A 26,532-nucleotide genomic window follows, 5' to 3' on the forward strand; every position below is an offset into this window, starting at 1 on the left:
CCGTGGCCCATGACATTGCCCGCCGCGCTGGAGCGCCAAGTCTGGCAGCTCACACTGATGCTCTTCATATGTCGGCTTCTGGCCGGTTCGCGACGGTCTGACTTCGACCGTCGCTATACATGGTCAAACCTCAGTCTGTTCCGCCATTTCCAGGGCGTCATCGACCTCAATCCCCAGGTATCGCACAGTGCTCTCCAGTTTTGTATGTCCGAGCAGCAACTGAACCGCCCGCAGGTTCTTCGTCCTGCGATAGATCAGTGATGCTTTCGTACGTCTCATTGTGTGTGTGCCATACATCGCAGGATCAAGGCCTACGGCTTTAACCCAGCCTTTGACGATACGAGCGTATTGACGAGTAGATAGATGGTCTGAAGTATGCAGCCGGCTAGGAAAAAGGCAGTCCTCGCTGTGTAGCTGGGCCCGGTGTATCCAGGCCGCGAGAGCAGACCGTGTTTGCTCAGTGATCTCAAACTGCACAGGCCGCTGCGTTTTCTGCTGCATCACCATGGCTCGTGATGATACGTGCTCGCCATGAGCGACATCGCGCACTCGGAGCTTGGTTAAGTCGCAGGCTCGAAGCTTGCTGTCGATGGCCAGATCGAAGAGAGCCAGATCTCGGGTTCTTTCCGCAATTTGAAGCCTTACTCGGATGGCCCAGATATCGCTCAGTCGGAGTGGGGTTTTCTGCCCGACCAGTTTTCCTTTGTTCCAGGGCTGACGGCTGCAGGTAGCGATGATGTTCACGACAAGTCCTCCACGTGGTGAAGGACAAGGATGACTAATCAGAGCAACGGTCGCTAACCGGCCAGAAGCAGTCATCCCGTGATCACTCTACAACCTCTACGCGCAGTATCAGCCAAAAGAGCATCAACGCAGTGAGGAACAATACGGTGTGAGCGGTTTATAAAATGCTCTATTGCACAAGCGCGCGGATGGGGATGGATAAGCTGGCATATTTGAGGGTGTGCTGCTGAAAGCCGACGCGATTTTTGCAGAGAAACTCCCTGAAGAGCGGTTTAGATGCCTATTGAGCTGACCGTCGGGTCGTTGTTCGCCGCAATCCGACTTCTGGGCACTTTGCGTGAGACCAGCGTGATGGTTCAGCCTCCAGATGATTCTGCATCGCACAAAAGCTCCAGCAATTCATTCGCTAGGGCCGCCGCTTCTTGTCGATAGTCGGTATTCCAGCGGCTCGACCAGTTAATAGGCTTTCCCTCATCCTCCCACTGCGCCAATGCAAGCCAGTTGAGTATTTCCAGCTCGAACCAAATACGCTGCCAGGCGACGGCGTCCTGGACTGACGCTGTGTCTTTCTACTGGAATTCTGTTTGCGCGACAAATGCCGCCCATGCGAACACATCTTCTGAGGCTCGCTCGCCGAGCGTTCGGAAGTATTTCGCGCTAGCCAATTAACGATTCCTTGTAGTCGTGCACCTGTCTAGTAAATGTCCATCCCCGGATACAGAGCTTCAGGTGGATGATAATCGGGGTCCTCAAACCTACTGTTCTGGTAATAGGTTTGGGCCGTCGGTCCATCACCGTTGTAGGTCACCTGCGGATTCGGCGTGAGATGCCAACCGTTTCCTTCTGTGTCGCGCTCAATCAGCGATGCGTACACCCTACAGCTGCCTGATGAGCCGGATGTTAGCCTGAACTGGTAATAGAGTCCGGCTTGGGGAGTAAACTTCGTCGAGATGTGGCAGGAGCGAGTGCGTGACCCCTCCCAGAAAAGATCCACCTGCGTTTCGATACCGGGTCGGATCCGCGTTTCGTAATAGTCCCATGTGAGGTCTTGCCCTGCCTTGGGCATGCCCACGTCTTGTGTATGGGTGAACGGCAGGAGGCCGGTGCGAACAGCGCCGCCCGAACGTTTACCGTTTTCGTATTGGTAAACTTCGGCATGTTGCGTGTAGTCGACGATACGTACCCAGGCAGGATTGTGCTCGTTTTCGGGCGCGGTGAAGTAGTTGGTGTGGGGCAAATACTGGCAACCTGCGAACAACGGCAGCGTCAGGAAACAGAGGGTACGGCGAATAGACATAAAACAGTCCTTTACGGGATTGTTGTACAGACCACAGAACTGCAGGTGAATTTCAAGGCTGGCTCCACTCTGAAGCAAAGTCAGCCGCCATCTGTGTGTTTCGGTGGGGGCGATGGCAAGGTGTCGGCCTCAAAAGAGGTGATTAACAGCATCAGGGCCACCAGTGCACAGGCGAGCCCGGAAACCATCATTGCCACATGAAACCCGTGCTCCATCGCGGGAACAAAAAGTGTAGAAACAATCAGCGAGTCACTTGATGCCACACCATGAGCAATCACATACCGCGCAATCTCAGGCGCTTTGGCTACCCCTTGATCACGCAGCGCGGCAGCTAGCACTCGTGACGCCTCGCTGCTCATGAGCGTGCCCAAAAAAGCGACGCCGATTGTCATGCCCATCTGACGCAACGCGTTCATCGTGGTAGAGGCCACCCCCATACGATCAATCGGTGCGGCGGTCATAACCGCCATGCTGGTGGCAGGTACTGCGAGACCGGCTCCGAGCCCCAGAAGCCCGAACAGGGTGCCCACAATCCAATAAGGGGTATGTGCTGTGAAGGTCACCATGGTAGACATCGCCAGCGCCGTCACGCCATAACCGGCCACCAGAAGTCTTCGCGATGTCATCACTGCGCTCAAGCGCCCGTACAAAATCGACACGCAGCCGGTGACCAGAAACTGCGGCATCATTCGCCAACCCGTTTCAACCACTGACAAGCCTTGAATCGTCTGTAAATAGATAGAGAAGAAGAACAGGCAGCTGTAGTACGAAAAACCCAGGGTAAAAGAGGCCAGGTTGACCACGGCAAACGAACGCCTGCGAAACAGCGAAAGTGGCAATAACGGTCGATCTACACACCGCTCTACAAACATAAACAAAATAAACACCACCAGGGCAACTGCCAGCGCCGCTATGGGTATCAAAGAGTTCAAGCCCGGCTGGCCGATACTGATGAGCCCATAAGTCAGGCTGGCAAGACACACGACGCTTAGCACTTGCCCTGCCGGATCCAGCGCTGTGCGCGCTTGCTGTTTGTGCTCCCTGATCCCCCAGATGCCCAGGCCTATGGCAATCATCCCAAGAGGCAGGTTGATAACAAAAATACTCTGCCAACCTATGCCATGGAGCAACAAGCCACCCAGCAATGGCCCCAGGATAAGCGCCAATGCGCTGAACGCCGACCAGCCACCAATGACGTGAGCACGCTCTTCAGCGTCTGGAAATGCATGGCTGAGAATTGGCAGGGCACCCGGGATCAGAAGCGCACCGGCGACTCCCTGCACCGCCCTCCCGAACAGCAGTAAATCCAGGTTGGATGCCATAGCGCAAACTGCTGAGCCGACAGTAAACACCCCTACACCTGCCAGCCAGGCCCGCTTATGCCCATAACGATCGGCGATTGGCCCCGAAGACAGCATGAAGGCTGACAAACAGATCGTGTATGCATTGACGACCCATTGAAGACCGGAAATATCCGTTTGCAACGCGTCTTGCAGTGTCGGTAGTGCCACGTTCACGACGCTGATATCCAGCGTAGCGAGAAACGTGCCGAGGTAGGCTGCACATAGCGCCGCTATGCGGGGAAAGCGGCGGGTGACCGGGTTATCTGAGGCGGAGCGATCAATGTTCATGCCTCATGATATTTTCCGACTGACCGTCGGTCAATTGATCATTCCAACTTTTTCCCACCTCGATTGGTTCCCTCCTTTACACTGATTTCCTTTGACGAATTGTTTGAAACGAGACGATGAAAACCAAAGCCCCCGTAAAAGCTCCGGCGACAGAACGTGCTCCCAAGCCCCGGACCAAACCCGCCGAAGTACGTCTGGATGAACTGATGGCGGCAGCCGAGAAGCTTTTTCTAGCTCAGGGGGTCGAGGCCACCACGATCAACGAGATCGTTGAGTCAGCTCAAGTGGCCAAGGGCACGTTTTATCACTACTTTTCTTCCAAGAACGAAATGCTTGACGCTCTGGCCGTGCGCTATACCGAGCGCTTCATGCTCAGCCTGGACAATGCAATGGCGCGCTGCGCTGCCGATGACTGGGAAGAGCGTCTTCGCGCCTGGATTCACGCCAACATCGAAACCTACGTCAAGACATATCGTATCCACGATATCGTCTACGTGAACCACCACCATCATGATCGTGCCAACGGCTCGAAGAACGCTATTCTCGAGCAATTGCTTGCGATTATTGAAGGGGGCAAGCTGGCCGGCAATTGGGCGCCAGAACATCCGAACGTTGTGGCATTGCTCATTTATGCGGGCGTCCATGGCGCGACTGATAACATCATCGCCGCTAATACCGAGGACTTCGCCCCGTTTGCCCATGCCGTTGCTGATGCTTGCCTGCTGATGTTACCCAACGGCGTCAAACAAGCCTGATCGGAGGCGGTGCTTCGGCCAGAAGCAGACGCTCGCCAGTATATTTTGGTGCCTTATCGTTCTACTTGGCGTTGCCTCAGGATATCGGTGGCTGAAGGGAGCTACCATGTGCCTCGTAACCGACCGGGGCACATGAAATGCTCAGGTTTGCCTGGCTGGAAAGGCGCTGACCTGGCGCTATGCATACGTCCCCCCGACATCTCACGCCTGTAGGCGCGAGCTTGCTCGCGAAAACCCCATCAGCCCTCCAACTCGCCAGCCCGATAAATCGCAGTGTGATTGTGAGCCACCCACGCCCTCGACGGTTTGGTTTGTTAGGATCTTTACAGGTAGGTCGACTGACTTAAGTGGACGGTTACGCTGACATTTTCGCATGATCGGAAAAGCGTACGACAACGGTATACCAAGGAAGCTGCTTATGCGCAGACGTCACCTAGGAGCCATCCGCCACATCCAAATCAGTGATCCATTGCCATTGCCGCCTGTGCCGCAAAAAACACGACTGCATCGCTTCTTGCGGCAGGGCGAGTTTGCCGAAATCAGGCCTTGTGTCACTCATGCGAAATTGGCCCTCACTTGACCACTCGTTTGCATCGCATTTGACCAGCCATTTTCAACGGAGTGACCAGCACGAGTCGTGGTCATTGACGGCCACGAATTGCCATCAGCCCTAGATTACAACCGCATTGCCGATGGCCGCGATTGGACGCATACCACGACACGCGTTGCAGGGAATCATCCAGATCGCTCAATTTATCAGCTGTGACATCCTCGCCGGCCGAAAGCAGAAAGTGTAGTATCTGCGACCGATCAATCCGCTGATCTCTGATACCCAATATGCATGCAGCCAACAGAACATCGAACCGCTATGACGGTAAACACGTTGTAATTGTGCATGGTTATACTGCCTCGCCCAATGTGAACTGGTTTCCTTGGTTGGCGGAGGTGCTACGGGAGCAAGGCGCGCAAGTTAGCATTCCAGCTATGCCTGATTCGTTCAATCCTGATCCAATAAAATGGGCATTGGCGTTGCAGCAATCACTGCCAGCAGCTGACACAAACACGATCCTCATAGGGCATAGTCTTGGATGCATCGCTGCTCTACGGCACTTGTTGTCCTTACCCGCACACACCCTAACTGGCGGAGTCTTGCTGGTCTCCGGCTTCGATAGAACGGTGTCTACGTTGCCAGAGCTACACGCCTTCACAGATGCACCGCTGGACCACGCGGAAGTTTGCCGTCGTACACAGAAAATCATCTCGCTGTTTTCCGACAACGATTCAATTGTTGAGCCGGCAGCATCTATCGAACTGTCCCGCAACCTCAAAGCCGAGCAAGAAGTCGTTAGTGGTGGGGGACATTTTCTCGACCGCGAGGGATTTGTACAGTTTCCAGAAATATGTACGGTTATTGCGAGGCTTCTTGGGCACGAGACACAGATTTAGCCGCTGGCGTATCCACGGGACACGCACTCGTTACTACTATGTCTCGGCGAAGTTCACGCTCCAAGCCGGACGCTATTACCAATTCATGCTGACATCCGGTTCGGGCGGGACATGTACGTTGTATCCGTCGCTGATCGAACGCGACAAAGATGGGACCGGATGGCATCTGACTCCCAATTCTGAGGTGACGTACGAAGGCGAGGGGCCTACTGCCAAAATGCATTACAACAATAGTCGTTTTGAAGATCCCGATTACCACCCACCTGCGGATCTTTATCCTGGCATCGATGTTAACTGAAGGGCGTGTGATTCACGCCTAGCCGATGGCTGCCACTTACGGATCAATGTCAGGGAATATTTTATGGGTGCCAGGACGTACTGGCTCAGCGAGAGCGAACAAGCGTCGGAGAATCTCTTTGCATGGTCGGCTTTTGTCGCGCAAACCATCGCGCAAATTCTGCACTGAACCATCCACGAAAGGTTCGAACGAATCCAAGCCCAAGCCGTTCTGGTCTCGGCGTGTAAAAGACGCAATGGCAGTTTCGGATCGGACGCTGCCTAGGGCATTAGGCAACCTTGACAGCTTTAAGTGCAACGTCGAGCTGCGATCTGGCATTCGACTCATAGCGGCAGGCGAGCAGTCAAATTACCGAACTCTACAATGTCCGAAACGGATTCCTTCTGAGGCCTTGAGGGCTGCAACGTCTTGCGAGCGATCATCGGAAGGGGCTCCTCTTGATCAGTTGCGGTTCTCACTCGTCTTTTAACGCCGAGTCAGGAACAGGCCCGGTAGCTGCTCTAGCTACCATGTAATCCGATCAATTTCCTCTTGGTTCATCGCACGCCAATCAGTCTGGTGGATACCGTAATCAGCTTGAGCGTACTCAAGTGCCTCCTCCAGCGAAAGCATCAGATGGTCCCCTTCAATCTGCTGACTGGTGTAATCAATGAAGCGAATCTCCATATAAACCGGTGGTTCGTCCTCACCCTCAACCTCGAGACCAAACAGCACGATAGCCGTAACACTGGGGCGATACTCACAAATGCACCGCACCTTGGCAAAGAGGTACAAGGGGGGCTTTTTCATATAGGGACTCCTTCACTGCTCAAGTGGTGCATGGGGTACAAGCGACAGCACGGGGTCGGTTGCAGCCTATCTCTACCGGCAGCTGACGACCCACAGGCGTCAGCAACCAGAGTCAGAGCGGAGGCCGGGGCTCGCGTCGTATAGCCATCGCGTTCCTGGCTACCACACCAAGATGGGAAATATATCGTGCCGCGTACTCACGACATAAGACTCCAATCCATTTTTCTCAGGATGGATTTGCAAGATCATTTGCGTACTGAAGGTGATGGTGAAAACCCCAAAACTATCAATTGAAAAAGCTTCTACATCGTGGTTTAGAAAGTCGAAAAGTAAAGGGCTTGTGGCAGCATCTTCACCATGCCCCCACTTGCATACCCTATTGATATCACAAGCGAATGGGCACTGAATTAACACGCTAGCCATATCGCCAAAAAGCAGGATCTGCGAACCGATCCCGACAGTTACACCTGTTAGCGCGGAAGGAATCATTTCGGCCAAATCTGAATCATTTATCATCGTGCCGTGCTCTTTTCATACAGGTGGTTGTTGAAGAAGCATAGGCCTGAATCGGCTCTCATTTAGTAGGCAGATGATATAACCATTTGTTAGCGCGGCCACCCAGGCTGACCGTCCGACGTTAGCGGAAGCGGCTTGGGTGACGTCAGCTTTTGGCCGATTTCTGCCGTTAGTGACGAGCAGCAATCGGCCAAATACACTCAGTTAAATGAAACTGCTCTACCTTTGTAACAGTGAAGCTCCCCTGCGGGGAAACGTGATCTTTTGAGAGAAGCCCATGTTTTCCACAGATCACGCAATAGCCGCCGACGATCTTGGTGTGCTTACCGCGTTCAGAAAACATCGTCGAATATTTGCCCATGCAAGTGCTCCCGCTCCCGCTCCTGGTGATGCGGTTTATAGCATACAGCCCCCGCAACATCTCCGCCCTCTGCCACTCAGATCAACATAATGGCAATCTGCCAAGAAAGCGGGTAACGTCTCCAGCTACGTACATAGGAAATGGAGGGTCCACATGAAATCGAGAAATCTTTACACCATTCACGACCTGATAGTCAGAGACTATACTGTCACGGCACTTCCAAGCGGAAAATTCCTTCATCAGTTCAAGCCTTCGACTACTGAGACGCTGTACCATTTTGAGACAAATAGTAGCGCTATCGAGCTAGTAAATGGTGATCGCTATAATATTGGGTACATCGAAGATGCAAGTGGCAGAAAAATCATAGAACCGTCCTCCTTGGGCAAAGCCGATACGGTCAATAAATACCTCAGCTACTCAGCGGCCAAACAGTTCTCTCTCGATAAGCTTGCTGAAAATCAGGGCAAGAATGACGAACGTGTAAAACATAAGGCCGCAGATGGTTACTACTGGGGGCGGAAATATGCTTGGCGCCGGTTTGGGCTGGTAATTGCCAAAGATGCTTTCTTTAACTATTTAGAAGAAATCGCTCATCCATTCGTGCCATGTAAAACCATCAGTGATGACATCGGCATCTATTCCAATCAGGATTCAATTGCTTATAAAGAGGAAGGCCTTGAGGAGGCGATGGATCAACTCATCGAAACAGCAGTCAGGGTTGGACGCTTTTTCGAATCGCACCGCTATACGAAAAAGTTCCAGATTCGGCCTATTAATGCCATAACCGACAAAAAATGATTGAATACCGCACTGTTTTTAAATTTATACAGGTGCAGGGTAGGTCTGGAGTCATCCTGAAAAATAATTCGGTGCCACGCCTTCACCTCTGGACTGCCCCCACATAATACGCTGCAGAGAGTGATCATGTGTCACTACGTGCCTATTTATTAAATTTCTAATCAACATTTCCGAAATCGAGTAATTATGTCCAAATTGAAAGTCAGCATTAAGAACCTCAAAAACATTAAAAATTTTTCGCTTGAAATCCCAATCGAGCAAGGATTGCACGTAATTGCAGGCTCTAATGGCATAGGTAAGAGCACTATCATGGGATTGTTAGCCGAACCCTTCATGCCCAGCGTGTTGTGGACAATATTCAGCAATGCAAATAGTGATAGTGCTGTCGAGTACAGCTACGAAGGAAACACTGATGTATGGGCTAGAGAGGAAGGAAGATGGGAACTTCAAGGGAAGAAAAACAAATCGATTAGGATCGATGGGTTTATCGAAGGTAGTGTTATACACGGAACAAGATTTACAGATTCAAATGTTCTTAAACTTTCGGAAAATGTACTCGAGGAGCACTTGGTTGATGCCGATGAGTTTATAAATAATAATTTCAACTACGTTTTACATGGAAAGAGCTTTTATCCAACAATTAAAAAAATTAAAAACCGACGTGTAGCTGAGGAACTTGGTTTTGATTCAGTACCATATTTCATGGAGTATGAAGATAGGCGACTTAGCCAGTTTTGGCTAAGCAGTGGCGAAAATTTGCTTTTAAGTCTGCTCCACTTTCTCAATAACAAAATATTTCAACAAAAAAGAAAAGGAAGTAAGTATATTTCACTGATATTGATTGATGAGGTAGAGCTCGCACTTCACCCAGTCGCTATTAGCAGACTCGTTACATTGCTCAATAAGCTATCTACAGAATTCAACCTGTCAGTCTATTTTTCTTCTCACTCAACCGAGCTTTTAAGATCAATTGAGCCCAAGAATATATACTATCTGCAAGGTTTGCCGAATAAAAATATCGAGGTAATCAATCCCTGCTACCCAGCTTATGCAACTCGCTTCTTATACAATCAAGATGGCTATGACATTTTAATATTGCCGGAAGATGATCTGGCTAAATTCGTCATAGATAAAATTATTATAAGTCAGCGTCTTTATGAAGGAAAGTTGATTCATATTCTTCCATGTGGCGACTGGAGAAATACTGTTCGTCTTCACAAAGAAATTCTGGAATCCAATCTTACCAGCCATTCAACAAAGGTGATTTCTGTGTTGGACGGCGACGTGGCTGATGACTTCGACAAAGATAAAAATAAAGATACGGCCTTGCAGCGACTTAATGTGGCATTTTTACCTATCCCTAGCCTTGAGAAGTACTTACATGAGCATCTTATTGATAATGTTGATGCTTCCTTTTTCAGGGAGTTAAATGACCGATTTTACAGGAAAACGTCTTTAGACCAAGTTATCGCTGAGTACCAAGAGGCTGGAGTTGAGCGCAAAGGAAAGAAACTTTGGCAACGAATGGTTTCTGCAATTGCTGATGAAGGCATGATGGAAAATGAATTCTTGCGAGAAATTTGCAGCAGTATTTATAATAGGTTAGACGTGGAGGCTCTTAGTCGTAGAATCCGTGCTTTGTTCTAGACAAGTTTTGAAAAATAGATGAAGCGGTTTATTTCATATGCAGTGGGGGCGTTCCGTCGCCCCTTTAGCTGCGATCATTAGTCAGCAATGAAGTATCCCCATCTGTTAATTTTATGGTCGTATTGCCGTTGCAGTTTTTGCAGGCCGTGGCTGGATTGGCATTACTTAACACAAACCCACAGCCAAGGAATTTCATTTTCCACGACTCCTTATGTTCGCGCTTTTTTCCGCAGAATGGAAAACTCCATTTATGGTTGATTGCTTTTACTCGAAAGCCTTCATTCGTAAGTGGCCGCTTTTGGCCGATTGCTGCCTTCCACAGCATGATCACCGGTCAGCAATCAACAAACCAGTTGTAAAAATGGTATCCCGCGGTAACCGACACAGCACATGTGCCAAGCGTCAATAGAGACCACTGTCCTTCGACACCAAGCCACCACTGCACCTTGAACAGAAGAGCCCCCACCAATACGCAGGCCAGAACACCAAGAGCTAGGCCTACCAATGCGAACAGCCGAGCCCCTAACGCTGGATTTCCGCCGTGCCAGTTCTCACTCAGGCAAAAGGGGCAATGATTGGACGAAGGCGAATACCCCCAGAAACCACGGCTATATGACGCTCTCGGAACCATCGCTTTGCCACAGTTGTGGCAGGTAACCATCGAGTGTCTCATACCGCACCTCAGCTCAAATCGTCTTAGATGAGCCCATGGTGCGCTGCCGCTGAAAAAACCCAACTGCGTGACCTGACATCTACCCAGCAACCGGTCTGAGCTGGGCATCAAACCCTTCTGGCCAGCTAACCGAGGTTGTGCTGTAAACCACCGACTCTATTAAATGCTCCCGGTGGTTGACTGGCCTCGCCCGGTCGAAAACGAGATTCAGGACGCCAGTTCAACTCCTTAAATAGCCGCTCATCGGAAATACGTACATGGGGGCACTTATGGGGGCACTTAATAATTAAACTTTAAATAAATCCTTTTAAAACAATATCTTATGTATAAATCTTTAATTCCCCCGGCTCCACCAAATGATCAAAAAAAGACGTCCACGGACGTCTTTTTTTGTGCCTGCGATCCAGTAAATACGCGGCCTCCAGCGCTTTTGCGGTCTTTTGAAAGTTTTTGAGTTCCAGCCATTCGGGTATTCCAGACGGTATTCCACCTCATCCGGTGCTAATCTTTGGAATACCGAATCAGTGCCTGAGGAGAATCTCATGCCTGCTCAAAACCTCCGTCTCTCCGATCGACAGCTCAAGGGAGTCAAACCCGCGTCTAAGGATTACGTCCTCACGGACGGTGACGGTTTGCAGCTCCGCGTACGCAGCAACGGCTCGTTACTGTGGAATTTCAACTACCGCGAACCGGTGACCAAAAAGCGCATCAACATCGGCTTCGGGACCTACCCCGAACTGTCACTGGCGAATGCACGAAAGAAGGCAGTCGAGGCCCGCGAACTGCTGGCCCAGGGCATCGATCCGAAGGTGCAACGCAATACGTTGAATGAAGCCAAGCGCGCGGAAACGGAACACACCTTCGAGAACGTAGCCACCGCCTGGTTCGAGCTCAAGAAAGACTCGGTCACCCCGGCCTACGCCGAGGACATCTGGCGGTCGCTCACGCTGCACGTGTTCCCAGATTTGAAGACGACTCCACTCGCGAAAATCACTGCGCCGATGGTGATCGGATTGCTTCGCCCAATCGAAGCGAAAGGCAGCCTGGAGACGGTCAAACGTCTTAGCCAGCGGCTAAACGAGATCATGACCTACGGCGTAAACTCCGGCCTGATCTTCGCCAACCCGCTCAGCGGCATCAGGGCAGTATTCAAGAAGCCCAAGAAAGAGAACATGGCTGCGCTTCCGCCCGAAGAGCTCCCCAAGCTCATGCTGGAAATCGCAAATGCCAGCATCAAGCGCACGACCCGTTGCCTCATCGAATGGCAGTTGCACACGATGACTCGGCCCGCCGAGGCGGCGACTACTCGCTGGGCAGACATCGACTTTGAAAGGCGTGTCTGGACTATCCCACCGGAACGGATGAAGAAGCGTAGCCCACACAGCATCCCATTGAGTGATCACGCTGTCGCACTGCTGGAGTCACTGAAGACTCACAGCGGCCATCGCAAATACGTCTTCCCGGCAGACAGAAATCCGCGCACCCACGCCAATAGCCAGACCGCCAACATGGCGTTGAAACGCATGGGGTTCCAGGATCGCTTGGTCAGTCACGGCATGCGCTCGATGGCCAGCACCATCTTGAATGAGCATGGTTGGGACCCGGAACTCATTGAGGTCGCACTGGCGCATGTCGACAAGGATGAGGTGCGTAGCGCTTACAATCGAGCCGACTACATCGAGCGTCGGCGTCCGATGATGGCTTGGTGGAGTGAGTACATCCAGAAAGCTGCCACCGGTAGCCTACTCGCCTCAGCATACGGCCAAGTCAGAGACAAGAACGTGGTGCCGATCCGCTAGCGCTATACAGTTGCACTTATGCCAGCGACAACAACTGTGCACTCAACATTCGGGGCAAGCAGCCTCGCTTATCCGCTTCTAAGCGCGGGTCCATCCAAACAGGGCTGCAAAGCCGCCCCGTTTGGATGGACCTTACTTTGAAGAGCTAAAATCGACCACGTTGTCCAGGATTTACCACGGAATTCCACCGGTGGATAACCGTTCTTCAAGTCCAAAGTGACGCTGAATTTCGAACCTTGACCGGGTTTATCCACAGGCGTACAACTGGCCGTGCAAGCGCTGTCGATGACAGCAACCCAGGTGGCCCGAACCTTGAAGGTCACGCCGCTTTCGCGGTGGTTCAGCCCAAAAGGCGATTCGCGTCCGGCAGCTCGCCCGGTCACCTCCCCGGTGATGGATGCCTACTTCAGATCATTGCCCTCGTGCGCCAGACGACACTTCCTACTTCGCTGCCCTGCAGCAACCTATCCGCTTGGCCATTTCATTGCGCCAACCTGCGCCCGTCTCTTTCTTCCGGAAAGAGACGGGCGCTCCTACTGCTGCTGCAGCCCACATCGTACAAGGCTTTGCGGCATTTCCCCTCGTGACAATCGGCGTGACAAACACCGAAGTCACCAGCAACAGCGATGCAGATGATGGTGCCGCAGCCCACGGAATGGACTGCATCTGACTGACAGTCAGGCATGCCCCGGTCATCGCAGTGCTGCTTTTACCCGGCTCAGGATCTCGCGGCGCTGGTGTCGTCAGCCAGTGCAGCCTCCACCCGCCCACCGGTATCGGTGCTCAGGAGGCCAGATCATGAGATGCCCTCGCTCCCGGCCGTAAGGAGCCGCCAGTCCTGCGTCAGTGGACACCCTCACAGGTCGCAGGGGCCTTGATCCCTGATAACACTCAACATTCTTGGCGGGATGACGTGGGGCGAGGATTGGAGAACGGAAGATGAGGTGACTGACATGGCATTGGTAGGTAGACGCGATGGCCGCAATTTCGGCTACGGCAGGCAATTGAGCTACGCAGGGCCGCAGGCATTGAAAGACATGTTCGGCGGTGGCCACTACGGCACGGTCAAGGCGCATTCTGATCGGTGGCAGGCATTTGTGAAGTGGTGCCGATCCGAACAGGGGCCCGGTATCAATGATGCGCGGCAGGTTGATCGGAAGGTATTGGCCAACTATGCGGCGTATCTCCATGACCTGGTTGGGCGCGGTGGCCTCGCCACCAGCACTGCGCAAAATCGGCTATCCAGCGTTAACAGGACCATGGCGGCGCTTCGCGGTGATCAGTGCGTGAAATTGCCAAGTCCGAGCAAGGCGTTGGGTATGCAGCGCACCGGGGTTCGACACTCGGTGCCGCAGGGCCAGGACCACGAACAGGTTAAGCAGATCGTCGATGCGCTTTGCAGCCATCATCAGTTACGGGCCGCCGCGATCGTTCTGTTGGCACGAGCCACTGGCATGCGTTTGCGTGAGGCTATCTTGGCTGACCTGCCACGGCTGAGCCGTGAGGCTAACGGCCAAGGCAGGATTAACATTCAGGATGGCACCAAAGGCGGCCGCGCCGGCGCCTCGGCACCCCGTTGGATTACGGTGAATGACCATATTCTTGGTACGCTTAGGTTTGCACGGCAGGTGTCGCCTGTGGGTAGCAGCAACCTGATTGCGCCACACGAAAGCTACCTGAATCTTGTACAAAAAATCATCCGCCCTGCGCGGGCCATCCTGCATGCGCACAACCTGAAAGGCTTCCATGAGCTACGAGCGGCGTACGCGTGTGAGCGCTATGAGCAAATTACTCAACACCGGGCGCCTATCAACGGCGGCCAATGTTGCCGGGTAGATAGGCAACTTGATCGTGAGGCCTGGAGGCAAATCAGCTATGAGCTGGGGCACGGGCGGATCGACGTGGTCGCCGCGTACATTGGAGGGTGGTCTTGAGTAAGCCATTCGATATGGAGCTGTTTTTGGCTGGCGTGCTGACCGGCTCGCACGCAACCCGGCAACGCCATGTGCGACAGGCGAAAATCATCCAGACTGAAATTGCAGAGCGCTGGCAGCGAAAAACGCCTTGGGCTTGGCAGAGAAAGCATGTGGTTTGGTTCCTTGAACATCGCCTAGATCGACGCAACGGCGCGACGCGGTATTACTATTTGCTGACCGTGCGGCTGATCGTTCGTCGTTTAGAAAAATCATGGACTTTGCCTCCCAGAGAGAGGATCTGATTTTGATAGTCACGACCGACTACAGACGATCCAAACCGGTCAGTCATTACAGGAAGTAATCCGCCATTAGCAGTCCTTCATGTCAGCCTATGATTGCTCGCAAGCAGCCAGCTCTGTTAAAGCGAATCCATCTATACAGTCTTAGTGGCATTGGGCTACCCTCATCGAGTTTATGGATTCCACGTTTTACCCCTTGCCGTAGGGAAACGGACATGATCGATGAGCTTCAAGCCAGCAAATCCTGCAACTTCTATCGCCGAAAAGCTCCGATCACAATGGGCGCAATCACGGCGTTGTTCCGGGCGATCAGATGTGCTCACACATCTCCCTCGAACAACCTATTCTCTTTCATACGGCAGGCCCACGGGGCATCAATCTGGTCTGCTCTATGCTTTCAATTCGACAAGACACCAGCTTTCCTACCTGACGCTGACGACGTGATCGACCGAGTAACCGGATATTTGCTGATCGTCGAGCACCGTGATTACGTCGCCATTTTCAAATCCCAGATCGACGTCCCCGCAGATTTCACCAAGCGGCACCTGCAGCGCATCAGCTCCCAAGATGTTGACCGTGGACTCACTAGCAAGGATTCAGTATTTGCCCGGGTTCGGCTGCGCCATATGACGTTGTCCCGCTTTGCATTGCGCAGCAAGACACTTGAGGGCGAGAACCTCCAGAATAACGTGGGCATGGCCTCCTCGGCTCGATTTGCCCCGCTGGGTTACAGCTTCACAGAGGCGGACGAGCACTTCTCAACAACACCGCGAACCGGCCGGATTTCACTTCGAGCGGATCGTGCTGGCTACCTGGAACTGGTGGACTATGCCTGCAGTATCATTGACCGCCTGCACCCTCGACCTGGAAGGCCATCGTCCTCCCCTTTTCTGGCAGCTTTCGCGCGACCGCTGGAGCTATCGGATCTGACGGCTAGCCCTACCCAATTTGCGGTTGATACCGCCATCCTCGGACAGGCCATCTTTGACGACAAAGTTATTCGTTTGGTCAAGCGGGACGGAGGTGGCTATCGAGAGCTGCCAAAAGTTGAAGTCGATCCGATACTCGCAGAGCTGACAGACGTCTTGGGAGTTGCCAAAAACGCCGCCGGCAAACTGCTCGTGTCCCAGCTTGCAACAGGCGCCGAAGTGGGCGAACTCGCGATCAACAAAACGCGAATCGCCTTGAAACGCCTCACGCTACCTCTGCTCGCCAATGTCTATGTCGAGGACACACAGTTCGCTCTAGGAGCGGACGAAGGTCGCGTTCTGCTTAAGCAGTTCATCGACAAAGAAGACACGTACATTGTCCTATTCGACCAGCCTCGCTTTGCCTATCTGGACGGCAACCTTTACCAGGACGACTCCTTGGTGAACGGTGGCAATCAGTTCCTGGGCTACCTCTTCGGCAATGCAGAGCTGGCTAATGTCACGGACGAGAAAGGTGCCTTTACCGCTGTCCATCATACGTTCGATCTTGACTCCACGTTCGGCGCAGTACTATCGACGGTCGCGCCCGAAGACGATGTTATGGTCTGCGATGATCTTGGTGACGAATGGGCTGATTTCATTGGCTTCCGAACGGATCCAGCCTCTCCAAGAATCACCTTCTACCATGCCAAGCACGGGGAGTTGACTCTCGGCGCGAGCGCGTTCCACGTTTCTGTCAGCCAGGCTATCAAAAACCTGGGCAATCTCAATTTGCCCGCACCGGCCATGACCAAGAAATTCGCGCGATGGAATCGGCTTTATACCAACAACAGGGTAAAAACAGGCATTCATCGCACATGCCGAGGCACAACCGCAGATTCTCGAACTGCAGTGGAGTTTTGCAGGAATGCCCCTCACACCTTCAAACGGGTGGCCATCGTGACCTCATCCCTGAGCAAGGGCGCGGTTGAGAAAGCGTTTCAGGACATCGCAGCGGGCCACACTGCAAGCCCCTACTTCGTCCAGCTCTATTGGTTATTGTCGTCTTTCTTTGCTGCCTGTGCGGAGGTTGGAGCTTTCGGCTGCGTAATATGTCAGGAATGACGCTGTGACTGTTACCGCTGACCGAAAACTGACCCAGTAAAGGCTGGTTGCCGACAAGGGCTATAACGCAGAGGCATTTCGTCAGCACTCTGACCGTTATCGAATGCAGCCAGTCATCCCGCTGCGCAAGATGATACGTAAGCCAAAGCCCGCGGCACCCCGCCGGCTCAACAAGCCCCAATACACGAGACGAGACATCATTGAGCGGATGTTCTGCTGGCTGAAAGACAACCACCTGATTGGTAACCGCTACGACAACCTCGCGGACAGCTTTTCTGCGATGCTCTCGCTGGACTGTTCGCTGCGGTGTTTACGACAGCTGGTTTCGTACAGAGTCCAGACCTCACCGAATGTTCGTATTCATGGGTCTCCTTTAATGGATTTGACAAGTAAAAAACACCACGGTGGCCGAGTCTGTAACGCTCATGGATAATGGTGGGTTTCCGGCCGTTCAGCTACACGTCGCGCCCCTTTGACACCAGGACAATAGCCCCTTCCCCATGAACCATTACGCACATACCAAACTTGTCTCATTCATTTGGTCTATCGCGGATGACTGCCTTCGCGACGTTTACGTCCGGGGCAAATACCGTGACGTCATCCTGCCGATGGTTGTTCTGCGTCGCCTCGATACTCTCCTCGAGCCCACCAAGGCCGAAGTCCTGGAGGAGGTCCGCTTTCAGAAAGGCGAAATGAAGGCGACTGAGCTGGACGATGCACCGCTAAAGGCGGCCTCTGGCTACGTATTCTTCAACACGAGCAAATGGACACTGAAGCTGCTGCATGCAACCGCCACTAACAACCAACAGATACTGCTGGCCAACGTGGAAGACTACTTGAACGGGTTCAGCGACAACGTCAAAGAGATCATCTCGCGCTTCAAGCTACTGGAGCAGATGCGGCACATGGCAAACAAGCAGGTCTTACTGGACGTGCTAGAAAAGTTTATCTCGCCCTACATCAACCTCACGCCACATCAGGTCGAAGACCCTGACGGTAACACCCTGCCAGCCCTCAGCAACCTCGGCATGGGCTATGTCTTCGAAGAGCTGATCCGCAAGTTCAATGAAGATAACAACGAGGAGGCGGGCGAGCACTTTACTCCGCGTGAAGTGATCCACCTTATGACCCACTTGGTCTTCGACCCGATCAAGGATCGGCTGCCCCCCGTTATGACCATCTATGACCCCGCCTGTGGTAGCGGCGGCATGCTAACGGAGTCGCAGAACTACGTCATTGACCCCGATGGTTTGATCAAAGCTACCGGCGACGTCTATCTGTACGGTAAGGAAATCAACGACGAGACCTATGCCATCTGCAAATCCGACATGATGATTAAGGGCAACAACCCCGAAAACATCAAGGTCGGCTCCACCCTGTCCACCGATGAGTTCGCCGCCCAGCGCTTTGATTTCATGTTATCCAACCCGCCCTACGGCAAAAGCTGGAACAGTGAACTCAAATACATCAAGGACGGCAACGACGTCATCGACCCGCGCTTCAAGGTCGAGCTGAATAATTACTGGGGCACCAGGGAAACCAAAGACGCAACCCCCCGCTCCAATGACGGCCAACTGCTATTCCTGATGGATATGGTGGGCAAGATGAAGTCCACCAAGGACAGTTCCATAGGCTCGCGTATCGCCTCGGTCCACAACGGCTCCAGCCTGTTTGCAGGCGATGCTGGCAGCGGCGAGTCCAACATCCGCCGCCACATCATCGAAAACGACCTGCTCGACACCATCATCCAGTTGCCGAACAACTTGTTCTACAACACCGGCATCACCACCTATATCTGGCTGCTGACCAACGCCAAGCCCGCAGCACGACAGGGCAAGGTGCAACTGATCGACGCCAACCCGCTATTTCGTAAGCTACGCAAAAACCTTGGTGACAAGAACTGCGAATTCGCTCCTGAACATGTCGAAGAAATCACAAGCGCCTATCTTGCTTTCCAATCGGTCGAACGGAAGCTGGATGCCAACGGCGACCCCACCGGCATTGCCGTGCAGATCTACGACAACACCGATTTCGGCTATCACAAGGTCACTATCGAGCGCCCCGACCGCCGCCGCGCCCAGTTCAGCGCTGAACGGCTTGCTCCCCTGCGCTTCGATAAATCCCTGCGCGAACCGATGGAGTATCTGTGGGAAGCACACGGTGAGGCGGTCTATGAGCCGGGCTTCCTGAATGCGCATGCTAAGCCGGTCATGGAGTGGTGCGAAGAGCAGGGCATCACCCTGAACGCCAAGGCCCGCGCCAAGTTAATTGATACCGCCAACTGGAAGCGTCTGCGCGAATTGCTCGATCACGGACACCAGTTGATGCAGGCCATCGGTACGGATGAAACTGCCGACTACAACGAGTTTTGTGATCGCATTAGCAAGGTGCTGAAGACCCGAAAGATCAAGCTGTCAGCGACCGAGAAGAACGCCATCTTGAATGCGGTGAGCTGGTATGCCGAGGACGCAGAAAAGGTGATAGACAAATCTCTTCGCTTTACCGACCTGGAGCTCGCATCGGTAGCTGCGCAGCTAGGCTGCGACGTATCAGCGCTAGGCGATTTTGGCTTTTATGCACAGGCCGATGGCACCTGGCTGACCTACGCCTCAAACACCGACCTCCGCGACAGCGAGTCTGTGCCGCTGAAGGACAGCATTCACGGCTACTTCCTGGCCGAGGTGAGGCCCTATGTCGAAGAGGCCTGGATCAACCTCGACTCGGTCAAAATCGGATACGAGATCAGCTTCAACAAATACTTCCACTATCACAAGCCGCTGCGGAGTTTGGGCGAAGTTACGGCGGATATTCTGACGCTGGAGCAGCAGGCTGACGGACTGATCTCGGATATTTTGGGTGTCCCGATGGCGGCGTTGTCGGAGGTGGGATGATGGATAGGTTTGGGTTCGAGCAGTACGAAAGCTACGCAGAAAGCAATGTTAGATGGATTGGTAAATTACCATCGCATTGGAAAGTTGAGCGAAGCAAATGGCTTTTTTCTGACCGCAAAGAGCGCGCAAGACGGGGCGAGCCACAACTTGCAGCTACTCAAAAATACGGCGTGATTCCTCAATCGCAATTCATGGAGATTGAGGGACGCCGAGTGACCCAAGTCTTTCTTGATTTTGACATTCTAAAACATGTTGAATCTGGCGACTTCGTGATGAGCATGCGTAGCTTCCAGGGCGGAATTGAGTACTCTGAACACACGGGGTGCGTTAGTTCAGCATATGTCGCTTTGCGACCTGGACCGCGCGTAGAGCCAGCCTTTTTTCGCTATCTACTTAAAAGCACCAGATATATTGAGGCCCTACAAAGCACATCCAATCTAGTGCGTGATGGGCAGGCGCTTCGCTTTGACAACTTCTCGGCGGTCGACCTATTCATCGTTCCCATTGAGGAGCAGCGTTCGATCGCGACATTCTTGGACGAGAAGTGCGCCAAGATCGATGTAGCTGTGAAGATCAAGGAAGACCAGATCACGCTGCTACGCGAGCGGCGTCAGATCATCATTCAGGAAGCCGTAACCCGCGGCCTGAATTCCGCCACTCCATTGAAAGACAGCGGCATCGACTGGATTGGCCAAATCCCAGCGCATTGGGAGGTGCGGCGCAGCAAGTTTGTCTTCACGCAACGCAAAGAGTTGGCGCGAAAGGATGACATTCAGCTTTCTGCCACCCAATCCTATGGGGTTATTCCTCAAGAGAAGTTTGAGGAGCTAGTTGGTCGCAGGGTCGTGAAAATCCAGACGAACCTCGAAAAACGCAAGCACGTAGAGTTGGACGACTTCGTGATCAGCATGCGCAGCTTCCAAGGCGGCCTGGAGCGAGCTTGGGCGGCGGGCTGCATCAGGTCCTCCTACATTATTTTGCGACCGCACGAGGAGATTTGCCCGACCTTCTTCGGCTACCTTTTCAAAAGCCCTCGATATATTAAAGCCCTGCAAACAACTGCAAGCTTCATTCGCGACGGGCAAGACTTGACCTTCGAAAATTTCGCGATGGTCGACCTTTTCCTTCCACCCATCAATGAACAGCGTGAGATTGCGGACGAAATCAAAAGAAAATGCGAGAAGGTTGAGAATGGTATTGCCATCAAAGAACGCCAGATCGCCGCGCTCAAGGAATACAAAGCCAGCCTAATCAACGCGGCCGTCACCGGCAAGATCAAGGTTATTTAAGGGATAGTATATGGTCAGCAATACTAGGGAAGTTGCACTCGAGCAGGCGATTCAGAAATATCTGACCGGCTGGACGACCGAAGAGCTGGCAGGCAAGCCCGTGCCGGTTGGCGGCGGCCCCTATAGCATCGGCCTGCCCGGTGACTTCAACGCCCAGTATGCGCTCGACACTGCCATGTTCTGGCAGTTTTTGGAGTCGACACAGGGCAAGGAGCTGGCCAAGCTGCAATCGCGCAACCCATCAGATTGGCAAGCTAAGATCCTTGAGCGCTTTGATCGGATGATCAAAAGGCACGGCCTGCTGCATCTGCTGAAAAAGGGTCTATCGGTCGATGACGCGTTCTTCTCACTGATGTACCCCGCTCCGCTGGCCAGCTCTGCCCCCCGCATCCACGAAAACTTCGCTGCCAATATTTGGAGCATCACTCGACAGGTCCGCTATTCGCAGAGTAACCCTCTGGAAGAAATCGACATGGTGCTGTTCCTGAACGGCATACCCTTGGTCACGGTCGAGTTAAAGAACGCCTGGACTGGGCAAACTGCCCGCTTTCATGGCCAGAAGCAGTACCACGAAAAACGCGACGCCACCCAGCCTCTGCTGCAATTTGGCCGCGCACTTGTGCATATGGCGGTGGACACCGACGAGGTGTTCATGACCACCAAGCTTACCGGGGCCTCGACTTTCTTTCTGCCGTTCAACAAGGGCCACAACAATGGCGAGGGCAACCCGCCGAACCCCAGCGGCCACAAGACCGCCTATCTGTGGGAAGAGGTGTTCCTGCCCGCCAGCCTTGCGGGCATCATCCAGCATTTCGTTCTGCTGGAGGGCAAAGCCACCGATCCGCTGGCGAAGAAATCGCTGATCTTCCCGCGCTATCAGCAGTTGGACGTGGTGCGCCGCTTGCTGGACCACGCGTCCACCAACGGTGTCGGCCACAGCTATCTGATCCAGCATTCGGCGGGATCAGGCAAATCGAACTCGATCACCTGGGCGGCCTATCAGCTGATCGACGCGTACCCCAATAGCGTCGGCCTCCCTGGCGCCAAGGGCCTAGACCAGCCCTTGTTTGACTCGGTTATTGTGGTGACGGACCGGCGCTTGCTCGATAAGCAGCTGCGCGACAACATCAAGGACTTCTCTGAGGTCAAGAACATCGTCGCCCCAGCGCTGCGTTCAGCCGACCTAAAATCCGCGCTGGAGAACGGCAAGAAGATCATCATCACGACAATTCAGAAGTTCCCCTTCATCATTGATGGCATTGCGGACCTAAGCGAAAAACGATTCGCCGTGATCATCGACGAGGCGCACAGCGGTCAAAGCGGCCAGGCCCATGACACCATGAACCGCGCGATGGGTGCCGGGGACACCGACCTGGACGAGGATGATCCGCAAGACCGAATCCTGGCGGCGATGCAGTCCCGCAAAATGCGCGGTAACGCGTCCTATCTGGCCTTTACCGCAACGCCTAAGGCGACCACGCTTGAGAAGTTTGGCGAACAGCAATCCGACAGGAGCTTCAAGCCATTCCATCTTTACAGCATGAAGCAGGCCATTGAAGAGGGTTTCATCCTCAATGTGCTGGCTAACTACACGACCTATAAAAGCTATTACGAAATCCAGAAGTCCGTGGAGGGAAACCCGCTTTTTGACACCCAGAAGGCTCAGAAGAAGCTGCGGGCCTATGTCGAACGCAGCCAGCACACGATCAACACCAAGGCCGAGATTATGCTGGACCATTTCATCCCACAGGTCGTGAATGCCAAGAAGCTTCGCGGCAAGGCCAAGGGGATGATCATTACCCAGAATATCGAATCCGCAATCCGTTATTACAAGGCTGTAAACAAGCTGCTCGACGCACAAGGAACCCCGTTTAAGGCGTTGATCGCTTTTTCGGGAGAGAAGACCGTCGATGGGTTGAAGCACACCGAAGCCGAAATGAACGGCTTTCCTGAAAGTGAGACGCGGGAAAAGTTCGACACTGACGACTATCGGCTGCTGATCGTGGCCAACAAGTATCTGACCGGGTTTGACCAGCCCAAGCTGGCTGCGATGTATGTGGACAAGAAGCTGCAGTTCGTCCTAGCCGTCCAAGCCCTGTCTCGCCTGAACCGTTCGGCCCCAAAGTTGGGCAAGCGAACGGAAGATCTGTTCATCCTCGACTTCTTCAACAGCGTCGATGACATCAAGACGGCCTTCGATCCCTTCTACACCGTGACAACGCTGTCCGAGGCGACCGACGTCAACGTGTTGCACGAGCTGAAGGACGCACTGGACCAAGTTGGAGTATACGAGTGGCAGGAGGTCGAAGACTTCGTCACACGTTATTTTGCCGGTGAAGATGCCCAGGCCCTCAGCCCGATCATCGATGTTGCAGCCAATCGCTTCAACACTGAGTTGGAGTTGCTGGACCCCGAGAAGATCGACTTCAAGATCAAGGCCAAGCAGTTCGTGAAGATCTACGGTCAGATGGCGTCGATCATCCCGTTTGAAGTGCTGGTGTGGGAAAAGCTGTTCTGGCTGCTGAAGTTTCTGATCCCCAAGCTCATGATCGAAGATCCCAATCAGGATATGCTCGACGAACTGCTTGAGGCCGTTGACCTGTCATCGTATGGCTTGGAGCGCACGAAGCTGAACCAGGAAATCGGCCTCGACGATTCCGACACGGAACTGACGCCGCAAAACCCGAACCCACGCGGCAACCGCGACGGCGATCCGGAAACTGATCCGCTGGATGAAATCATTCGCAGCTTCAACGAGCGGTGGTTTCATGGCTGGAGCGCGACGCCTGAGGAGCAACGTGTCAAGTTCGTCAACATCGTCAACAGCATCCGCGCACACCCGGACTACACAGCCAAGTACGAGGACAATGCTGACCCTTACAATCGCGGCCTCGCATTGGAAAAGATGCTCCAGGACGTGATGCTGAAAAGGCGAAAGGACGAGCTGGAGCTCTATAAGCTGTTTGCCTCTGATCCGGCGTTCAAAGCGGCATGGAGCCAGAACATCGAGCAGGTGCTCAAAAAGAACTTGGACAATCAGGCCAGCGCATAAAGCGAAAAAACTGGGGGAGTCTACCGGCTGCACAAGCACGCAGACGGCGACTATAGCCTCGACCCAGCCACCGCTGTAGTCAGAGGTAAGACCCATGATTCGGAGAAGACGCGGGTGTCGGAGATCATCAAGGCGCTGAGAGACAGCTTCGTTGCTGAGGTAAGGGGTTCTTTACCGACATCGCTAATCACATCAGCCGGCAAAAGGATTTGATGGCTCATGGTCACGAAGCGTGCTGGTCAGATCGAATGCAAACGTGTGGGCAAGTGGAGTGCAGTATTCCAATTGGTATTCCAATTAAAAATTTGGAACTATATTGATCTTATAAATCAATATTTTACGCGACGGATTCAAATTACCCCGGCCGACCAATTCGAAGCATCAACAAAACCCGCCTAGTGCGAGTTTTGTCGTTTCTAGGGTTCAAAAAACCCAGCAGGCGAGCCCTCAGAATTTTCCTTCAACATATCGCGCCTTCGATGAACTGGCACAACCCCCTCCACCACGCTAACTTTTCCACGTCGCTGCTCATCAGCGATCGGCTTTGACAGGCCGAAAAGTGTAACCTTTCACACCCCTTGGCAAGACGGCATGCGCTACGCGTTCCGCCTCGTTCATGGTGGCTGTGCGTGGGGCATCTTCGGGTGCGCCGGGTTCCTACACTTCCGGTCTGTCAACCCGCGTACAGCTGCCACCCAATCCTGTTTGACAGCAGGGGGGCGGCAGCTCCTTAAACAGTGTGGGAGCTTCATCATGAAAAAGATCACCCCCAATCCCCCAACAACCCTGTTCACCCTCGCCCCCGGCATCCCCGTCGAAACCCTGCTGGTCCAAGCCAGTGAAACCCTCGCCTCGCTGAACGTCATGACCACCGACCTGGCCTTTGAACTGGAGGGCTCACACCGCCACAAGCTGCTGGCGGCTCAGCAACTGGTTGTGCTGGGTGAGTTGTTGCTGGAGCGGATGCTGGAAACTCAGGTATTCACTAAGCAGACACCTGGCGAGAATCCATAGAAACCGACAGCACGATCACTCCGTACCTGCGGCGAGCGAGGCGCCCTCGCCACAGGACGGAATCGAACCCTGACTGACCAAGCCCTTCATCACCCAATACCGCGCCCCCCCCTAAAAACTATCAGCCACAACCCATAGACCCCGTCGATCACCCAGTTGCTAATACTGATTAGACGTACGCTCAAAACAACTCTAGCCTCGCGTAGATATCGCGCCCATTAAAGCGCCAGGGTTATGCGCCCGACGCCGCCGCCGAGGTTTCTCATGACCGATCAAATCCTGATGGATAGCTTTTCGCGCCGGGTCGACTACCTCAGGATGTCCGTCACTGACCGTTGCGATTTCCGTTGTGTGTATTGCATGGCCGAGGACATGGAGTTCCTGCCGCGCCAGCAGATTCTGTCGCTGGAAGAGCTGTATCAACTGGCGCACAGTTTCGTCGCGTTGGGCACGCGCAAGATCCGGCTGACCGGTGGCGAGCCCTTGGTTCGTCAGGGCGTGGTGGAGCTGTGCCAACGCATCGCCGCGCTCCCCGGTCTGCGCGAGTTGTGCATGACCACCAACGGCTCGCAGCTGGGCAAGCTCGCCGCGCCGTTGTTCGATGCGGGGCTCAAGCGCTTGAATATCAGCCTCGACAGCCTGGACCCCACGCGCTTTCGTGAGCTGACGCGCACGGGTGACCTGGCGAAGGTGATCGCCGGTATCGATGCCGCGAATGCCGCAGGTTTTGAGCACACCAAGCTCAATTGTGTGGTGATGAAGGGTCGCAACGACCATGAGGTCAACGACCTGGTGGCCTTCGCCATCGACCGTGGTCTGGATATTTCCTTTATCGAAGAAATGCCACTGGGCGTGATCAGCGAGCACAGCCGTGCCGAGGCGTTTTACTCCAGTGCGCAGGTGCGTGAGCGTATCGCCGAACGCTACACGCTGATCGACTCTGCGGAGTCGACCCAGGGGCCTTCGCGCTACTGGCGTGTGGCTGAGGCGCCGCATATTCGCCTGGGCTTTATTTCGCCCCACAGTCACAACTTCTGCGGCACCTGCAACCGTGTGCGCCTGACCGTTGAAGGTCGGTTGCTGCTGTGCCTGGGCAATGAGCATTCGGTCGACCTCAAGGCGGTGCTGCGGCGCTATCCGGGCGAGCCGAAACGCCTGGAGAGGGCGATTGTGGAGTCGATGAAGCTCAAGCCGTATCGGCACAACTTCTCCCTTGACGATGAGGTGCAGGTGGTGCGCTTCATGAACATGACGGGCGGCTGATCGACCCGGTTTCAACCCCAT

At 53.6% G+C, this 26,532-nt stretch carries 19 protein-coding genes and 2 pseudogenes; 15 read left to right on the forward strand and 6 right to left on the reverse strand.

Annotation, left to right across the window (positions count from 1 at the left end; genetic code table 11):
• Nucleotides 1-123: 123 nt before the first annotated feature.
• From PspCFBP13528_RS14255 to PspCFBP13528_RS14270, 3 genes are all read right to left on the reverse strand, one after another.
• Nucleotides 124-744 (reverse strand): tyrosine-type recombinase/integrase, encoded by a 621-nt coding sequence (locus tag PspCFBP13528_RS14255; RefSeq protein ID WP_065935688.1) that lies wholly within the window; start codon nt 742-744, stop codon nt 124-126.
• Between the two features lie 694 nt (nt 745-1,438).
• Complete coding sequence (locus tag PspCFBP13528_RS14265) at nt 1,439-2,041, reverse strand: hypothetical protein (RefSeq protein WP_137200442.1); 603 nt, start codon at nt 2,039-2,041, stop codon at nt 1,439-1,441.
• Nucleotides 2,042-2,121: 80 nt separating this feature from the next.
• The gene (locus PspCFBP13528_RS14270) at nt 2,122-3,672 is read right to left on the reverse strand and encodes an MFS transporter (RefSeq protein WP_015885950.1); all 1,551 of its coding nucleotides are present in this window, start codon (nt 3,670-3,672) and stop codon (nt 2,122-2,124) included.
• Between the two features lie 116 nt (nt 3,673-3,788).
• Here PspCFBP13528_RS14270 and PspCFBP13528_RS14275 point away from each other — a divergent pair, with 116 nt between their 5' ends.
• The 3 genes and pseudogenes from PspCFBP13528_RS14275 to PspCFBP13528_RS27845 form a co-directional block, all read left to right on the forward strand.
• Nucleotides 3,789-4,427 carry a TetR/AcrR family transcriptional regulator gene (locus tag PspCFBP13528_RS14275; RefSeq protein WP_003192639.1) on the forward strand — a complete coding sequence of 213 codons (639 nt, stop codon included), beginning with the start codon at nt 3,789-3,791 and terminating at the stop codon, nt 4,425-4,427.
• Nucleotides 4,428-5,264: 837 nt separating this feature from the next.
• Complete coding sequence (locus tag PspCFBP13528_RS14280) at nt 5,265-5,873, forward strand: alpha/beta fold hydrolase (RefSeq protein ID WP_003192641.1); 609 nt, start codon at nt 5,265-5,267, stop codon at nt 5,871-5,873.
• Between the two features lie 16 nt (nt 5,874-5,889).
• Nucleotides 5,890-6,171 (forward strand): annotated as a pseudogene (locus PspCFBP13528_RS27845) (hypothetical protein); the annotation flags it as partial.
• A 504-nt stretch (nt 6,172-6,675) separates the two neighbouring features.
• Here the strand turns inward: PspCFBP13528_RS27845 and PspCFBP13528_RS27520 are convergent.
• The 3 genes from PspCFBP13528_RS27520 to PspCFBP13528_RS27595 form a co-directional block, all read right to left on the reverse strand.
• The gene (locus tag PspCFBP13528_RS27520; RefSeq protein ID WP_032900782.1) at nt 6,676-6,960 is read right to left on the reverse strand and encodes a hypothetical protein; all 285 of its coding nucleotides are present in this window, start codon (nt 6,958-6,960) and stop codon (nt 6,676-6,678) included.
• 159 nt (nt 6,961-7,119) lie between these two features.
• Nucleotides 7,120-7,476 carry a hypothetical protein gene (locus tag PspCFBP13528_RS14295; RefSeq protein WP_003192646.1) on the reverse strand — a complete coding sequence of 119 codons (357 nt, stop codon included), beginning with the start codon at nt 7,474-7,476 and terminating at the stop codon, nt 7,120-7,122.
• 169 nt (nt 7,477-7,645) lie between these two features.
• Nucleotides 7,646-7,837 (reverse strand): hypothetical protein, encoded by a 192-nt coding sequence (locus PspCFBP13528_RS27595; RefSeq protein ID WP_178084431.1) that lies wholly within the window; start codon nt 7,835-7,837, stop codon nt 7,646-7,648.
• 153 nt (nt 7,838-7,990) lie between these two features.
• On the opposite strand from PspCFBP13528_RS27595, the gene PspCFBP13528_RS14305 reads away from it, so the two are divergent.
• The 12 genes and pseudogenes from PspCFBP13528_RS14305 (at nt 7,991) to moaA (ending at nt 26,511) form a co-directional block, all read left to right on the forward strand.
• On the forward strand, nt 7,991-8,635 hold the full coding sequence (locus PspCFBP13528_RS14305; RefSeq protein WP_137200443.1) for a hypothetical protein: 645 nt from the start codon (nt 7,991-7,993) through the stop codon (nt 8,633-8,635).
• Nucleotides 8,636-8,821: 186 nt separating this feature from the next.
• A complete protein-coding gene (locus tag PspCFBP13528_RS14310; protein WP_137200444.1) occupies nt 8,822-10,282 on the forward strand; it encodes an AAA family ATPase in 1,461 nt (486 codons plus the stop codon).
• Nucleotides 10,283-11,497: 1,215 nt separating this feature from the next.
• Entirely contained in the window at nt 11,498-12,754 is a 1,257-nt protein-coding gene (locus PspCFBP13528_RS14315; RefSeq protein ID WP_101219546.1) for an integrase domain-containing protein, read from the forward strand.
• Nucleotides 12,755-13,707: 953 nt separating this feature from the next.
• Nucleotides 13,708-14,688, forward strand: a complete 981-nt coding sequence (locus PspCFBP13528_RS14325) for an integrase domain-containing protein (RefSeq protein ID WP_137200445.1) — start codon at nt 13,708-13,710, stop codon at nt 14,686-14,688.
• Nucleotides 14,685-14,972 carry a hypothetical protein gene (locus PspCFBP13528_RS14330; protein ID WP_101219550.1) on the forward strand — a complete coding sequence of 96 codons (288 nt, stop codon included), beginning with the start codon at nt 14,685-14,687 and terminating at the stop codon, nt 14,970-14,972. The genes PspCFBP13528_RS14325 and PspCFBP13528_RS14330 overlap by 4 nt, the downstream gene beginning before the upstream one ends.
• Before the next feature lie 212 nt (nt 14,973-15,184).
• On the forward strand, nt 15,185-17,002 hold the full coding sequence (locus PspCFBP13528_RS27700) for a hypothetical protein (protein WP_198557188.1): 1,818 nt from the start codon (nt 15,185-15,187) through the stop codon (nt 17,000-17,002).
• Between the two features lie 43 nt (nt 17,003-17,045).
• Nucleotides 17,046-17,336: pseudogene (locus PspCFBP13528_RS14340) on the forward strand (transposase); the annotation flags it as partial.
• Nucleotides 17,337-17,502: 166 nt separating this feature from the next.
• The gene (locus PspCFBP13528_RS14345; protein WP_047882042.1) at nt 17,503-19,893 is read left to right on the forward strand and encodes a class I SAM-dependent DNA methyltransferase; all 2,391 of its coding nucleotides are present in this window, start codon (nt 17,503-17,505) and stop codon (nt 19,891-19,893) included.
• Nucleotides 19,890-21,182, forward strand: a complete 1,293-nt coding sequence (locus tag PspCFBP13528_RS14350) for a restriction endonuclease subunit S (RefSeq protein ID WP_047882041.1) — start codon at nt 19,890-19,892, stop codon at nt 21,180-21,182. Before PspCFBP13528_RS14345 ends, PspCFBP13528_RS14350 begins: the two co-directional genes overlap by 4 nt.
• 10 nt (nt 21,183-21,192) lie before the next feature.
• Nucleotides 21,193-24,234, forward strand: a complete 3,042-nt coding sequence (locus PspCFBP13528_RS14355; protein ID WP_047882040.1) for a type I restriction endonuclease subunit R — start codon at nt 21,193-21,195, stop codon at nt 24,232-24,234.
• A gap of 753 nt (nt 24,235-24,987) precedes the next feature.
• The gene (locus PspCFBP13528_RS14360) at nt 24,988-25,248 is read left to right on the forward strand and encodes a DUF6124 family protein (protein ID WP_101219552.1); all 261 of its coding nucleotides are present in this window, start codon (nt 24,988-24,990) and stop codon (nt 25,246-25,248) included.
• 264 nt (nt 25,249-25,512) lie between these two features.
• Nucleotides 25,513-26,511 carry a GTP 3',8-cyclase MoaA gene (gene moaA / locus PspCFBP13528_RS14365; protein WP_137200446.1) on the forward strand — a complete coding sequence of 333 codons (999 nt, stop codon included), beginning with the start codon at nt 25,513-25,515 and terminating at the stop codon, nt 26,509-26,511.
• The last annotated feature ends 21 nt before the right edge of the window (nt 26,512-26,532 follow it).

The sequence above is a fragment of the Pseudomonas sp. CFBP13528 genome, assembly GCF_005233615.1.
Taxonomy (GTDB): Bacteria; Pseudomonadota; Gammaproteobacteria; order Pseudomonadales; family Pseudomonadaceae; genus Aquipseudomonas; species Aquipseudomonas fluorescens_AM.

What these genes read in the sequence shown, in the direction of transcription:
- PspCFBP13528_RS14265 (WP_137200442.1), bottom strand. Translation starts at nt 2,041, where the DNA reads ATGTCTATTCGCCGTACCCTCTGTTTCCTGACGCTGCCGTTGTTCGCA.
- PspCFBP13528_RS14270 (WP_015885950.1), bottom strand. Translation starts at nt 3,672, where the DNA reads ATGAACATTGATCGCTCCGCCTCAGATAACCCGGTCACCCGCCGCTTT.
- PspCFBP13528_RS14275 (WP_003192639.1), top strand. Translation starts at nt 3,789, where the DNA reads ATGAAAACCAAAGCCCCCGTAAAAGCTCCGGCGACAGAACGTGCTCCC.
- PspCFBP13528_RS14280 (WP_003192641.1), top strand. Translation starts at nt 5,265, where the DNA reads ATGCATGCAGCCAACAGAACATCGAACCGCTATGACGGTAAACACGTT.
- PspCFBP13528_RS27520 (WP_032900782.1), bottom strand. Translation starts at nt 6,960, where the DNA reads ATGAAAAAGCCCCCCTTGTACCTCTTTGCCAAGGTGCGGTGCATTTGT.
- PspCFBP13528_RS14295 (WP_003192646.1), bottom strand. Translation starts at nt 7,476, where the DNA reads ATGATAAATGATTCAGATTTGGCCGAAATGATTCCTTCCGCGCTAACA.
- PspCFBP13528_RS27595 (WP_178084431.1), bottom strand. Translation starts at nt 7,837, where the DNA reads ATGGGCAAATATTCGACGATGTTTTCTGAACGCGGTAAGCACACCAAG.
- PspCFBP13528_RS14305 (WP_137200443.1), top strand. Translation starts at nt 7,991, where the DNA reads ATGAAATCGAGAAATCTTTACACCATTCACGACCTGATAGTCAGAGAC.
- PspCFBP13528_RS14310 (WP_137200444.1), top strand. Translation starts at nt 8,822, where the DNA reads ATGTCCAAATTGAAAGTCAGCATTAAGAACCTCAAAAACATTAAAAAT.
- PspCFBP13528_RS14315 (WP_101219546.1), top strand. Translation starts at nt 11,498, where the DNA reads ATGCCTGCTCAAAACCTCCGTCTCTCCGATCGACAGCTCAAGGGAGTC.
- PspCFBP13528_RS14325 (WP_137200445.1), top strand. Translation starts at nt 13,708, where the DNA reads ATGGCATTGGTAGGTAGACGCGATGGCCGCAATTTCGGCTACGGCAGG.
- PspCFBP13528_RS27700 (WP_198557188.1), top strand. Translation starts at nt 15,185, where the DNA reads ATGATCGATGAGCTTCAAGCCAGCAAATCCTGCAACTTCTATCGCCGA.
- PspCFBP13528_RS14345 (WP_047882042.1), top strand. Translation starts at nt 17,503, where the DNA reads ATGAACCATTACGCACATACCAAACTTGTCTCATTCATTTGGTCTATC.
- PspCFBP13528_RS14350 (WP_047882041.1), top strand. Translation starts at nt 19,890, where the DNA reads ATGATGGATAGGTTTGGGTTCGAGCAGTACGAAAGCTACGCAGAAAGC.
- PspCFBP13528_RS14355 (WP_047882040.1), top strand. Translation starts at nt 21,193, where the DNA reads ATGGTCAGCAATACTAGGGAAGTTGCACTCGAGCAGGCGATTCAGAAA.
- PspCFBP13528_RS14360 (WP_101219552.1), top strand. Translation starts at nt 24,988, where the DNA reads ATGAAAAAGATCACCCCCAATCCCCCAACAACCCTGTTCACCCTCGCC.
- moaA (WP_137200446.1), top strand. Translation starts at nt 25,513, where the DNA reads ATGACCGATCAAATCCTGATGGATAGCTTTTCGCGCCGGGTCGACTAC.